This window comes from Caproicibacterium amylolyticum (genome assembly GCF_014467055.1).
In the GTDB taxonomy this organism is placed as follows: domain Bacteria; phylum Bacillota; class Clostridia; order Oscillospirales; family Acutalibacteraceae; genus Caproicibacterium; species Caproicibacterium amylolyticum.
This window is the reverse complement of the sequence record NZ_CP060696.1, coordinates 140,702-153,989: the sequence shown is the minus strand read 5'-3', so window position 1 is coordinate 153,989 and position 13,288 is coordinate 140,702. Positions and strand designations below refer to the sequence as shown.

The following is a 13,288-nucleotide window of genomic DNA, read 5'->3' as shown; positions in this document are numbered from 1 at the left end:
TTTACTTTGTACGCTTATTTAAAAAACTGCGGGAGGTCCCCATGAAATTACTCGTTCTGGACGGCAACAGCATCCTGAACCGCGCCTTTTACGGCATCAAGCTCCTTACAACAAAGGAAGGGCTGTACACAAACGGAATTTACGGTTTCCTGACCATGCTGCAAAAACTGGAAAGCGAAGTGCAGCCGGATGCGGTGGCAATCGCATTTGACCTAAAAGCACCGACTTTTCGCCACAAGCGGTACTCCGGTTACAAGGCAAACCGCCACGGTATGCCCGAAGAACTGGCGCAGCAGCTGCCAAACCTGAAAGAGCTGCTGACCCTGCTCGGCTACTGTTTAGTTACCTGCGAGGGTTACGAAGCAGACGATATTCTGGGTACACTGGGGCGTTCCTGCACAGAACGGAAAGACACCTGTGTCATTGCCACCGGAGACCGCGACAGCCTTCAGCTGGTTGGGCCTTACGTTTCCGTGCGTCTGGCAAGCACCAAATACGGTCAGCCGCAGGTCACGCTTTATGATGAACAGCGCGTCATGGAGGACTATGGCGTAAAGCCGCCGGAAATGATTGAAATCAAGGCTCTGCAGGGGGACTCCTCCGACTGTATCCCCGGCGTAAAGGGAATCGGCCCCAAAGGCGCAGGGGATTTGATTCAGAAGTATCATTCCATTGATTATATTTATGCACATCTGGATGAACTGGAAATCCGCGAAAACCTGCGTCAAAAACTGCGTGACGGCAAGGAAAGTGCCTACCTTTCTCATGAACTTGGCACCATCTGCACCAGTGCACCGGTCGATACAAACCCGAAATCTTATGTGAAGTCGCCTGCCAAACAATCGGAAGCAGCCGTACTGATGCGCCGTCTGGAATTCTTTAAGCTGCTGGAAAAGATGGACTGGGGCAGCGTTCCCGCTCCAACTGACACTTCTGCAGAAGAAGCCGCAGCCGCTCCTGCCGCCATTCCGCTTGATGTGCATCCGGACATGGATCAACTGTGCAGCAACCTGCAAAAGGACGGACAAATCTATGTACTCGGCGACTTTGACGGCAGAAATCTGCAGCGCTTGTCTGTTGCACAGGGGGACGGTGCCTTTCTTCTGGAAGACCCCGACGACTGGAAGCGCATTTTCGCCCTGCAGCTGCCGTGCTGCACCTATGACAGCAAACCGCTTTTTACCGCCGCAGAGTCGGCAGGCGCACAACTCAACTTGGTGCAGGACGCTTTGCTGGCAGCGTACCTTCTGAATGCAACCGCAAGCGGCTACAATTTTGAGCGTCTCTGTCAGGAATACGGTGCCCCTTTGCCCGCTGATGTAACGATGAAGCATATGCAGCCGCAGGATTTAATGCGTACCGACACACTGACCTCCTGTGCGAGCGTCTGCGCCCTGCCGCAGCTGTGCAAAGCACTGGCGGAAAAAATCGAAGATTCCGGTGAAACCCCGCTGCTGCGTGACATTGAGCAGCCGCTCGCCCACGTGCTGGCGCACATGGAACAGACCGGCTTTGCTGTGGACCGTTCCGGTATCGCAAAATACGGAAAGGTGCTGGAGGAGCAGGTTCAGTCCTATCAAAAGGATATTTGGGAACAGGTCGGATACGAATTTAACCTGAACAGCCCCAAACAACTCGGTGAAGCACTGTTTGACAAACTGGGACTGCCGCACGGGAAAAAGACGAAAAGCGGGTGGTCCACCAGTGCTGCCGTGCTGGAAAATCTGCGCTATGAGCATCCGGCTGTGGAATTGATTTTGCAGTACCGCACCGTCAGCAAGTTGAAATCCACCTACTGTGACGGTCTGCTGAAAGTCATTGCACCGGACGGACGCATTCACTCCAGCTTTAATCAGACAGAAACCCGCACCGGCCGCATCAGCTCCACAGAACCGAACTTGCAGAACATTCCGGTACGTACCGACCTTGGCCGCGAACTGCGCCGTTTCTTTGTTGCAAAACCCGGCTGCGTGCTGATTGACGCCGACTATTCCCAAATTGAACTGCGTGTGTTGGCACACGTTGCTAATGACCAGAACATGATTGACGCCTTTAAAAGCGGAGCAGACATTCACCGCGCGACCGCGGCGCAGGTGTTTCATATGCCGGAAGAAATGGTCAGTCCGCTCATGCGCAGCCGTGCCAAAGCGGTCAATTTCGGCATTGTGTACGGCATCGGTGCTTTTTCCCTTTCCAAGCAGCTGCGCATCTCCCGGCAGGAGGCGGATACCTATATAAAGGATTATCTGCAGCATTACAACGGCATCAACGATTACATGGAACGGGTGGTTGCCGAGGCAAAAGAAAAAGGCTACGCCGAAACCATGTTTGGCCGGCGGCGGTACCTGCCGGAACTTTCCAGCAGCAACTTTAATCTGCGTTCCTTTGGCGAACGCGTGGCGCGGAATATGCCGATTCAGGGAGCCGCCGCCGATATTATTAAAATCGCCATGATTCATGTGGAGGAGCGCCTGAAAAGGGAGGGCCTTTCCGCCCAGTTGATTTTACAGGTGCACGATGAACTGATTGTGGAAGCACCAGAGGCAGAAGCGGAAACCGCCGCAAAATTGTTGCAGGAAGAAATGGAAAATGCCGTTTCCCTGGCAGTTCCGCTCACCGCGGACGCAAAATCCGGAAAAACTTGGTACGAAGCGAAAGCGTAAATTGCTGCAGGGGCGCAAAGCCGCCGTTTTATGCAAACTGAGGCATTTTAGCACCCAAGCCTGCAGTGGCAAACCAGCATTGCAAAAGAATTGTTTTTGCGCAAACAAACTGTACCCCGCGCGGCTTGGCAGCAAAGGCGCAGCCTTTGTCTGTCTTTGGTGACTTTCTGCTGAAACAGAAAGTCACTCAGGGCGCGGGGCAGAATGCCCCACAACTTCATTGAAAAATAAATGTAAATTTAAAACGTACAGCCAAAAGCCGAACCTGTAATGCAGGCACTGGAAGCAATGTTTGGAGTATTTTAAATATGTATTTCACTTGTCCAATCTGTAATAAAAATTTATATTATACGAATAGTAATTGCTCTGTGGCATGCGAAAACGGTCACTGCTTTGACTTCGCCAAAGAGGGCTATTTATACCTGCTGCCGCCAAACAAGAAACACAGCAAAGACCCCGGTGATGACAAGGAAATGGTGGCGGCACGGCGGCGGTTCCTTGCTGGCGGACACTATCAGCTGTTCAGTGACGCACTGAACACACTCGCTGCGAAACTGTTAAACATCCAATCTCCCATTCTTGTGGATGCAGGCTGCGGCGAGGGATACTATACCGAGAGGCTGGCGCAATCACTGCAGTCGGCCGGAAAAGCGATGTCATTTTTCGGTTGTGATATTTCCAAATCCGCTGTTCGCATGGCTGCAAAAGCCGCGCCGGATGTTTCCTTTGCTGTTGCAAGCAGCTTTTCCCTGCCGCTGCCGGATGCCTGTGCAGATTTACTGGTGGACGTATTCGCGCCAGTGGTGCCGGAGGAATTTTGCCGCATTGTCAAGCCCGGCGGATATTTCATTTTGGCGGTGCCCAGTGCAAAGCATCTTTTTGGGCTAAAAGAAATTTTGTATGATGCGCCTTATGAAAATGAGGAAAAGGACACCGATTACACTGGCTTTCAATTTACAGAACGCGTACCGGTACGCGGCGCACTGCATCTTACCGGTCGGGATGTGCAGGATTTATTTTCCATGACGCCGTACTTCTGGAAAACGCCGAAAGAGGGCAGCAAAAAGTTGGAAGCAGTGTCGGAACTGACCACGGAAATCGGGTTTGATTTTCTGGTTTATAAGAGGGAAACAACATGAATCTCATAGTCGTTCCCATGGCAGAAAAACATATTAAAGCGGTCGAAGAAATGGAGCAGGCATGTTTTCCCACACCCTGGACCGAAGATGGCCTGCGTGCGGAACTCACCAGCGACACTGCCGTATTCCGAGTTGCGCTGCTGGATGGCGTACCTGCCGGTTACGGCGGGATGCATTTCGTCTGCGGGGAAGGATACATTGACAACATTGCAGTTCTCCCTGCAATGCGGCGGTGCGGAATCGGCAAAACAATTGTGGAGTCCCTGATAAACTTTGCTGAAAGGCACAATGGCGTATTCGTATCATTGGAAGTACGGGAAAGCAACGCACCGGCTATTGCGCTGTATACCAAGCTGAACTTTCAGGAAACCGGGCGGCGGCGCGGTTTTTACACAAAGCCACCGGAGGATGCCCTGATTTTAACAAAGTCTTTTTCAAAGTAACACCTTATGCCCTGCAGTACTTCATCCGCAGGCTTTTTCACTGCCCGCAACCGATAGTTGCCCGGATGAAAAGCAGAAATGGTGGTTCGCAACCAGTTGCTTCTGATATGATTTTACCAGAAACCAGATAAAGGAGATAGATTTATGAATATTGAAATTGCAAACCGCTTGGTACAAATGCGTAAAAAGAATAACCTTTCACAAGAGGAACTTGCCGCAAAACTGGGCATCAGTCGGCAGGCTGTTTCCAAATGGGAACGCGCTGAATCGTCTCCGGATACTGACAACCTGATTATGCTGGCACGGCTGTACAACGTTTCTCTGGATGACCTTCTGAAAACAGAGGAACCTGTTGAGCCGGAGAATCACACATCCACTGGTGACACCGACGCAGACAATACTTACACAAATCCTGCCGAAAACAGTACCAACCCGTTCGGCAGCTCCAACTACTCCGGCGCAAACAATACTTACGCGAATCCTGCCGAAAACAGTACCAACCCGTTCGGCGGCTCCAACTACTCCAGCACAAACAATACTTACGCGAATCCTGCCGGAAACAACGCAACCCCATTCGGCGGTTCCACCTACTCCGGCGCAGACAATACTTACACAAATCCTACTGAAAACAGCGCCAATCCGTTTGGCGGCTCCAACTACTCCAACACAAACAATGCCTACGCCAATCCCGCAGGAAACAGCACAAATTATACTTATACCACAGGAAATCAGCCGCCGCTGTGGGGAAATCCCATGTATGCCAATCCCGCAAGACCTCCGCGTGAACCGATTGATCCTGCGCATGCCATTTCTGAAATTGCGCCGGTTCTGTCCATTATGGTGCTGCAGCTGATTTTCACGGTCATTCCGGCACTGCATTTCCTTGTTTCCGGAATGTTTGCTCCCCTGACGGCCCTGCTTTATCTGGTGCTCGGCTTCTGCTTCAGGCAATGGCACCCCGGTTGGCTTATCTTTTTAATGATACCGGTCTTTTACGCCGGGCTGTACGGCGGCTATCCGATTATTATGACGATTCTGTTCCTGCTGGCAGGCTTTTTGTTTGACAAATGGCACCCGGCCTGGATGCTGTACATCACCATTCCCTTTTTCTATATGATTGCCGGCCACTTTCATTGATAAATTCTGTTCGCTATTTTTAAGTTAGGAGTCAGCATATGAAAATACTTGCATTGGAAAGTTCCTGCGACGAAACTGCCGCCGCAGTTGTAGAGGACGGGCGGAAGGTCCTGTCCAGCGTGGTCGCTTCACAAGTAGAAGAACACAAACTGTACGGCGGTGTGGTACCGGAAATTGCAAGCCGCCGCCACTGCGAAGCTGTGGTGCCCGTTACGAAAAAGGCACTGGAGGATGCCGGGATGCAGCTTTCCGATGTAGACGCACTGGCCGTGACCTATGCACCGGGATTGATTGGCGCACTGCTGGTGGGTGTCAACTTTGCCAAAGGACTTTCCATGGCCTCCGGCAAGCCGCTGATTCCGGTACACCACCTGCGCAGCCACGTTGCGGCGAACTATATTACCAGCCCGGAGCTAAAACCGCCGTTTCTGTGCTTGGTGGTTTCCGGCGGGCATACGCACATTGTAAATGTAGAAGACTACACTAAAATCACCGTGCTCGGGCAAACGCGCGACGATGCCGCGGGCGAAGCCTTTGACAAAGCTGCCCGCACGATGGGCATGCCTTACCCCGGCGGCATTGAACTGGATAAAACCGCGGAAGGCGGCAATGACTGCGCCTTTGACCTGCCGCATCCCCGTGTGGACGGCTCTCCTTATGATTTCAGTTTCTCAGGGCTGAAAACCGCTGTAATCAATCTGATTCACAACGCCCAGCAACGCGGTATTGAGCTACCGGTAAAAGACCTTGCCGCTTCCTACCGCCGGGCAGTGGTGGATTGTCTGGAACGCAACTTTGTGAAAGCTGCCGAGGACACCGGTGCCACCAAACTGGTCATTGCGGGCGGCGTGAGTGCCAACCGCCTGCTCCGCCGCCGGCTGGAAGTGGTCTGCAGTGAGCGCGGCTGGCAGTTTTCCCGACCTGATATTTCTCTTTGCGGGGACAACGCTGCCATGGTGGGCGCGCAGGCTTACTATGAATTTTTAGCAGGCCACACTGCCGGAAATGATTTAAATGCGCGCCCTGAAATGCCAATGGAAGCAAATTAATGAAGGAAATATTTTCTTAAAATTCAAAATTACCTCCTTGCTTCCGACTCCCTTTTGTACTATAATTGTACACGATGGGCAAACTATCAACATTGTCAATGGCCATTGGGCCGGAAGGAGAGCGTCGTATGACTACGAATAAATCTGTGTTGAACTGGGTCGAAGAAATGAAGGCCCTGGTAACACCGGATACCGTTATGTGGATTGACGGTTCTGAGGCGCAGTTGGAAACCCTGCGCAAGGAAGCCGTTCAGACCGGTGAAATGATTAAGCTGAACGAAGAAAAGCTGCCCGGCTGTTTCCTGCACCGCACCGCGGAAAATGATGTTGCCCGTGTAGAGGGCCGTACGTTCATCTGCTCCAGAAAAGAAGAAGATGCAGGCCCAACCAACCACTGGATGGATCCGCAGCAGTGCTATAAAATGCTGTATGATATTGCCCGCGGCAGCTACAAGGGCCGCACCATGTATGTTATTCCATTCTCCATGGGTCCGGTTGGTTCTCCATTTGCAAAAATCGGCGTGGAAGTTACTGATTCCATCTATGTTGTACTGAATATGTCCATTATGACCCGCGTCGGCAATAAGGTGTGGGATGCACTGGGCGACAGCAACGACTGGGTGCGCGGCCTGCACTGCAAGTGCAACGTTGACCCTGAGAAACGCTACATCTGCCAGTTCCCGGAGGACAACACCATTATTTCCGTCAACTCCGCTTACGGCGGCAACGTGCTGCTGGGCAAAAAATGCTTTGCTCTGCGCATCGCTTCCTATCAGGGCAAAACCGAGGGCTGGATGGCAGAACATATGCTCATCCTTGGCATTCAGAATCCGCAGGGTGAAATTAAATATGTGACCGCTGCATTCCCGTCTGCCTGCGGCAAGACCAATCTGGCTATGCTCATTCCGCCGGAAGGCTACAAAAAGAAGGGCTACAAAATCTTTACTGTCGGCGACGATATTGCATGGATGCGTATCGGACCTGACGGCCGCCTGTGGGCAATTAACCCGGAAAACGGCTTCTTCGGTGTAGCTCCCGGCACAAACAATAAATCCAATCCGAATGCACTTGCTTCCACCAAGAAGGGCACAATCTTTACAAACGTTGCGCTGAACCTTGACGACAACACCGTTTGGTGGGAAGGTCTGGACAAAAATCCGCCGGAAAACGCAATCGACTGGAAGGGCAACCCCTGGAACGGCAAGACCAGCAGCGAAAAGGGCGCGCATCCGAACAGCCGCTTTACCGCACCTGCCAAAAACTGCCCCTGCATCAGCCCTGAGTTTGACAAAGGCGCCGGTGTGCCGATTTCCGCTATCATCTTCGGTGGCCGCCGTGCGCAGACCACTCCTCTGGTGTATCAGTCCCGCAGTTGGAACAACGGTGTGTTCGTAGGCTCCATCATGGCTTCTGAAACAACTGCTGCCGCAACCGGCGCAGTCGGCGTTGTTCGCCGCGACCCGATGGCTATGCTGCCGTTCTGCGGTTACCACATGGGCGACTACTTCAAGCATTGGATTGAGATGGGCGAAAAGCTGGGCGACAAGGCTCCGAAGATTTTCAACGTCAACTGGTTCCGTCTGGACAAAGACGGCAACTTTGAATGGCCGGGCTTTGGTGACAACCTCCGTGTGCTCGACTGGATTCTTGACCGCTGCGAGGGCAAGGCAGACGCTGTTGAAACGCCGATTGGCTATGTGCCGAAACCGGAGGACCTCAACATGGAAGGCCTTGAGGATGAAGTCAGTAAAGATACATTGAAAGACATTCTGACCATCGACAAAGCACAGTGGCAGAAAGAAGCACAGGGCATCGAAGAATTCTACAAGAAATTCGGTGACAAGCTGCCAAAGGAACTTTCCACAGAACTGGACGGCTTGAAGGCTCGTCTTCAATAATTTTTGTCAATCCTTTTTCACTTCCTAAGTTTTCATAAAAATCCACAAAAAGCCGCAGCTGAATTGCTGCGGCTTTTTGTTCGCCAAAATTCGTCCGAAAGTTTGTGAATAATTTGTAAAAAAATAAAAGCCCATATTTAAACAAAATGTTGCAAATCTTTTACGAATAATCTATAATTAAATTATTCATTATCATAAGTTCACAGGAGGATTTATTGAGCTATGGAGGAACATTCATTTCAGCCTGTCCACCTAAAGGGTGACTTTTTCAACCTGAAGGGGAACAACAGCAGTGTGGGCAAGGAGTTCATTGCAGGCCTTACCACATTCTTTGCAATGGCGTACATCATCATGGTAAACCCCGGCGTTCTTTCGCAAACCGGTATGCCCTGGGGCGCTGTATTCCTTGCAACCATCATTTCATCCGTAATTGGCACACTTGTCATGGGCCTTTTTGCAAATGTACCGTATGCACAGGCGCCCGGCATGGGGCTAAACGCATTTTTTACCTACACCGTGTGTTTCGGCCTGCACTTTACTTGGCAGCAGGCACTTGCAATGGTCTTTATCTGCGGCCTTGTAAATATCCTGATCACAGTTACAAAAGTACGTAAAATGATTATTCAGTCCATTCCGGAATCACTGCAACACGCCATCGGCGGCGGCATTGGCATTTTCATCGCCTATATTGGTCTTAAAAATGCTGGCATTCTGCAGTTTGCAGTCGATGGGGGCAACTACACCTCTGCCGACGGCAAAAGTGCAATTGCAAACATTGCAAAAACCGCAATTACCGCAAACTCCGGCGCTGTGCCGGAACTGGTAAAGTTCAACACTGCGGGTGTACTGCTGGCGCTGCTGGGTGTTGTGCTTACAATTATTCTGCTGGTTAAAAAAGTTCCCGGCGCAATTCTTATCAGCATCGCTGCCATTACGATTCTCGGCATTCCGGCGGGCATCAGTAACTTCAGCAGCACTTCAACTATCAGCTTCCCGGAAGCTGTCAGTCAGCTGCCCACCACTTTCGGTGCGGCATTCGGCAGTCAGGGCATGGGCAGTCTGTTTTCAGACCCGTCAAAGATTCCGTTGGTCATCATGACAATTTTTGCTTTCTGCCTGTCTGATACCTTTGACACCATCGGTACTTTTATCGGCACGGGCCGCAAAAGCGGAATTTTCTCCGAGCAGGACGAGTGGGCGATGGAGAACAGCAACGGCTTTAGAAGCAAAATGGATCGTGCGCTGTTTGCCGATGCCACTGCTACCTCCATCGGTTCCATCTTCGGTACTTCCAACACAACCACCTATGTGGAATCCGCAGCTGGCATCGGCGCGGGCGGACGTACTGGCCTGACCAGCGTATTTGTTGCGGCTTTGTTTGTCCTCAGTGCGTTTGCGGCACCTATCCTCAGCGGTGTTCCCTCTGCGGCTACCGCACCGGCATTGATTGCCGTCGGCATTATGATGATTTCCTCTTTCAGCGAAATCAAATGGGACGACTTTGCAGAAGCAGTTCCAGCGTTCTTCGGTGGCATCTTCATGGCACTCTGCTACAGCATTTCCTATGGTATTGCGTTCGGCTTCATTTTCTACTGCATTGTAGAAACTGTCCGCGGCAAGGCTAAGAAAGTCAGCCCCATTATCTGGGTTGTTTCCGGTTTGTTTGTGCTGAACTTTATTGTTCTGGCAATTATCTGATGCAAGCATTATAAAAGCTCGTTTGTCTGCGCAGTTCGGCTGCGGACAAACGAGCTTTTTTGCTGCCTCAAATTTTGATCTCATCCGGCAGGTCTGCATCCGCCGTCTCGGCGGCAAGCTCCTGCTGACCGCTGCACGCAGTCTTTTCCGGCAGCGGTGCGCTGCGCACCGGAAAAGACAGAAACACCGCCAGTGGCAGCTGCAATGCAAAGAAAAACAGATAGCGGAACTCACAGTAGGTTGGTGAAGCCACCATCAGCGTCAGCCACAGCAATGCCCCCGGTAGCAGGGTCAAGGCGCGCCTTCTGTCCCTGCGCTGCAGCAGCTGAAACAGTGCAAAAACCGCCGCCCACACCAAAAAGCCGATGTTCAAAATCCACGAAACAAACGGAATGCACCTCTGTGTATACGAAATGTGATTTTTAATCGCCTGCTGATTGGCAGCCAGTCCCGCAATATTCCGCGGCACAATATCCATCTGTTCAGCGCCGCAGCCCTTTGCCACACCAAATGCCGCAACCCAGTTGGTGGTTCCCATGTGCCAGTAGCCCAATGTTTCCATAGCGTATGCCTTTACATACAGCGAAAAATTGGGCACCAGCATCCCAAGCCATGTTTTAAAGAACTCCGCTTTGTGTTCTTCCAGATATATGCCATTAAATTGCTTGTGAAATTTAATGCCGTCTGCGGTAAAGGGACGGTAGGCCTGTTTTATCGTCTGCTGCGGCAGCAGATTCTCCATATACGCCTTCTGCCGGGCGGTCATTTTTCCGCCGCACACCACTGTGTAGCTCATTTGCTGCAGCGGCACACCCACAGACTCCGCAAAAGGGCTTGGAAGAATTTTCATTGCTTTGTAACCCGGCCCCTGCACAGCGGGCACCAAAATGAGCACCGCCAAAAAAGCCGGCAGCAGACGTTTCCACTGCTTTCGGTACAGTACCGCCAGCACCACAAGCGTTACCAGAACAATGTAATAACCGTTGTTTCGCATAAAACAAACCAGCAGATTCAGCGTCAGGAAGCCCGCCAGTGCCCCCGCGTGCTTCAGCGCTTCCCCTTTACTTTCCAAAATGTCATACACCTGCAGGGTGTACAGCAGAATCAGCGCACCAAACAGAACGTCCTTCCACATGGTGCCGGCATACACGGCAAAAATTGGGTTGAGTGCAAAGTACGCGAGCACCGGCACTGCCACCCAAAACGAAAACTGCTTTTTTGCAAGCCACGCAGGAAAGTACCCCACCATCACCGCCATAGCCAAAGTCTGCACCGCAAGAAACACACCCACCCCGGTGCCGGTGCTGAAGCCCAACGCGTTTGCTCCCAGCAAGAACGGGCGCATCAGCAGGATGTACAGCACCGGCTGCTGGTTGGAAAGAGGCGCCTTACCAAGCGCGCGCACAGCGCACGCTGTTGAATCCCATGTAATGCCGCCCGGGAAAAACACCAGCAGCGCCGGAATCCAGCACAAAAACAGGAAAATGCTGCTCCCGAGCCAAATTGTCCGAGAGGAACAGAGGTACTTTTGCTTTGCCGAAAGCGGATGCTTGCCCAGAAAATCAGACAGGCAGGAAAACACAATGCAAAATGTAACTGCCAGTGCCAGAAAATACACCCCATCCGAGCGGTACATGGGCTGAAACACCTGTGTACTGGGCACTTTTCCGGAGGTGTTCACCTTTCCGCCCAAAACAAAGGAACCCGCCAGCAACACAGAAAAAATGCCGTTGTACAGCAGCAGCCGCTGTGTCCACACCTTTTGCAAATACCGCAGCAGCAGAAAAAGTACCAGCCCTGCCGGCGCTGTCCAATACGCCGGCTGCTGAAAGTACGCCACGCTCACCCCCGCCAGCACCAATGCGGCGGCACCCTCTGCCACAGCCGCAAGCCTCTGCGCCGGTGTTTTGCCGGCAGCCGCATACGCGTGGTTTCCCTGGTAAGCCGCTGCCGCTTTATTTCTCCACTTCATCTTCCTTAACCTCCGAATATAAATTCATCAACAGTTCCGTCATCTGAATTCTCTGCTTCACGGAAACCTCCAGAATCAGCCCGGAAAAGAAAGAAAGCAGCGCGCACACACCCAGGGACACACCAACTATAAGCGTTGGAAAGCGCGGCACCATCCCGGTTGCAAAAAATTCATGCATAACCGGAATCATGCACAGAACGGCAAAGAGCAGAAAGGCCAGTGCCAGTGAGCCAAAGAAAGCAAACGGCTTGTACTCCCGAAACAGGCGGAAAATCGTGCGCAACACACGGCACCCATCCGAGCAGGTATTCAGTTTGGAAACACTGCCGCTGGGTCTGTCACGGTAAGCGACCGGAATTTCACGGATAATAAAATTGTGTTCCACCGCATAGATGGTCATTTCGGTTTCGATTTCAAAGCCCCGCGAAAGCACAGGAAAATTTTTTACAAAGCTGCGGCTAAACGCCCGGTAACCGGTCATAATATCCCGCACCTTTGTTGAAAAAATGCGATTAATCAAATCGCGTACCATCACATTTCCCACATTGTGAAACGGACGCTTGTTTTCTTCAAAATATGTAGAAGAAAGGCGGTCTCCATTCACAATATCCGCCTTTTTTTCCAAGATAAGCTTCACCATCTCCGCGGCGTTTTCTGCCGGGTAAGTATCGTCACCGTCTGTCATCAAGTAGCAGTCCGCCTCCACCTCCCGAAACATACTGCGAATGACGTTGCCTTTGCCCTGCCGGTACTCGTGCCGAACCACCGCACCCGCCTCTGCTGCGAGCTGCGCGGTGCCGTCCGTAGAATTATTGTCATAAACGTAAATGCTTGCTTCCGGTAAAACCGCGCGGTAATCTTTGATTACCTTTTGAATGGTTTTGGCTTCATTGTAGCAAGGAATTAACACTGCAATCGAATTCACTATGATTCTCCTCATTTCAGCAACTTTCTAAATATTATGAAAATTATACCATCTATTCTCTTCCAATTCAACAGAGCTTGCTACAATAATGGGAAAGCCGCGCTGCCCTGGTGCCGCTTTCTATAGCAATTCAAAAAATTGTTGCATCAAGGTCAAAACCCTGGGCTTACAGCCCACCTTTTCCGGAGGCAGGCCTCCTTTTGTCTGCTGCGCAGACATTTCTCCTGCTAGAGAAATCCTCAGAATTGTAAGGAATTATTTTACTGGATTGCTATAAGAAAGTAACCGCGGTATTCGTACTTTGCTTCCTTTGCAATTCATGTTATACTGAATTTTTAAAGAGAAAGCACAGGAGGGCAAAGCA

At 51.4% G+C, this 13,288-nt stretch carries 9 protein-coding genes; 7 read left to right on the top strand and 2 right to left on the bottom strand.

What is annotated here, in order from left to right; translation table 11 throughout:
* The first annotated feature begins 41 nt into the window (after positions 1-41).
* The 7 genes from polA to H6X83_RS00655 all read left to right on the top strand — a co-directional run bounded on the left by polA (position 42) and on the right by H6X83_RS00655 (position 10,027).
* A complete protein-coding gene (gene polA, locus H6X83_RS00685; RefSeq protein ID WP_212507284.1) occupies positions 42-2,663 on the top strand; it encodes a DNA polymerase I in 2,622 nt (873 codons plus the stop codon).
* 308 nt (positions 2,664-2,971) lie between these two features.
* Positions 2,972-3,802, top strand: coding sequence for a putative RNA methyltransferase (locus tag H6X83_RS00680; RefSeq protein WP_212507283.1), 831 nt, complete (start codon positions 2,972-2,974; stop codon positions 3,800-3,802).
* Positions 3,799-4,245: a ribosomal protein S18-alanine N-acetyltransferase gene (gene rimI, locus H6X83_RS00675; RefSeq protein ID WP_212507282.1), complete on the top strand. Its 447-nt coding sequence runs from the start codon at positions 3,799-3,801 to the stop codon at positions 4,243-4,245. Before H6X83_RS00680 ends, rimI begins: the two co-directional genes overlap by 4 nt.
* A 144-nt stretch (positions 4,246-4,389) precedes the next feature.
* Positions 4,390-5,382 carry a helix-turn-helix transcriptional regulator gene (locus H6X83_RS14510; RefSeq protein ID WP_246419379.1) on the top strand — a complete coding sequence of 331 codons (993 nt, stop codon included), beginning with the start codon at positions 4,390-4,392 and terminating at the stop codon, positions 5,380-5,382.
* A gap of 38 nt (positions 5,383-5,420) precedes the next feature.
* The gene (gene tsaD / locus H6X83_RS00665) at positions 5,421-6,431 is read left to right on the top strand and encodes a tRNA (adenosine(37)-N6)-threonylcarbamoyltransferase complex transferase subunit TsaD (protein ID WP_212507281.1); all 1,011 of its coding nucleotides are present in this window, start codon (positions 5,421-5,423) and stop codon (positions 6,429-6,431) included.
* A gap of 128 nt (positions 6,432-6,559) precedes the next feature.
* Positions 6,560-8,329: a phosphoenolpyruvate carboxykinase (GTP) gene (locus H6X83_RS00660; RefSeq protein WP_212507280.1), complete on the top strand. Its 1,770-nt coding sequence runs from the start codon at positions 6,560-6,562 to the stop codon at positions 8,327-8,329.
* A gap of 222 nt (positions 8,330-8,551) precedes the next feature.
* A complete protein-coding gene (locus H6X83_RS00655; RefSeq protein ID WP_212507279.1) occupies positions 8,552-10,027 on the top strand; it encodes an NCS2 family permease in 1,476 nt (491 codons plus the stop codon).
* A gap of 67 nt (positions 10,028-10,094) precedes the next feature.
* Here H6X83_RS00655 and H6X83_RS00650 read toward each other — a convergent pair whose 3' ends face one another.
* Both H6X83_RS00650 and H6X83_RS00645 read right to left on the bottom strand, forming a co-directional pair.
* The gene (locus H6X83_RS00650) at positions 10,095-11,999 is read right to left on the bottom strand and encodes a DUF6020 family protein (RefSeq protein WP_212507278.1); all 1,905 of its coding nucleotides are present in this window, start codon (positions 11,997-11,999) and stop codon (positions 10,095-10,097) included.
* Positions 11,983-12,924, bottom strand: coding sequence for a glycosyltransferase family 2 protein (locus H6X83_RS00645; RefSeq protein ID WP_212507277.1), 942 nt, complete (start codon positions 12,922-12,924; stop codon positions 11,983-11,985). Before H6X83_RS00645 ends, H6X83_RS00650 begins: the two co-directional genes overlap by 17 nt.
* Positions 12,925-13,288 lie beyond the last annotated feature (364 nt).

Coding starts and splice junctions, on each gene's coding strand:
- polA (WP_212507284.1), top strand. CDS start 42: ATGAAATTACTCGTTCTGGACGGCAACAGCATCCTGAACCGCGCCTTT.
- H6X83_RS00650 (WP_212507278.1), bottom strand. CDS start 11,999: ATGAAGTGGAGAAATAAAGCGGCAGCGGCTTACCAGGGAAACCACGCG.
- tsaD (WP_212507281.1), top strand. CDS start 5,421: ATGAAAATACTTGCATTGGAAAGTTCCTGCGACGAAACTGCCGCCGCA.
- rimI (WP_212507282.1), top strand. CDS start 3,799: ATGAATCTCATAGTCGTTCCCATGGCAGAAAAACATATTAAAGCGGTC.
- H6X83_RS00680 (WP_212507283.1), top strand. CDS start 2,972: ATGTATTTCACTTGTCCAATCTGTAATAAAAATTTATATTATACGAAT.
- H6X83_RS00655 (WP_212507279.1), top strand. CDS start 8,552: ATGGAGGAACATTCATTTCAGCCTGTCCACCTAAAGGGTGACTTTTTC.
- H6X83_RS14510 (WP_246419379.1), top strand. CDS start 4,390: ATGAATATTGAAATTGCAAACCGCTTGGTACAAATGCGTAAAAAGAAT.
- H6X83_RS00660 (WP_212507280.1), top strand. CDS start 6,560: ATGACTACGAATAAATCTGTGTTGAACTGGGTCGAAGAAATGAAGGCC.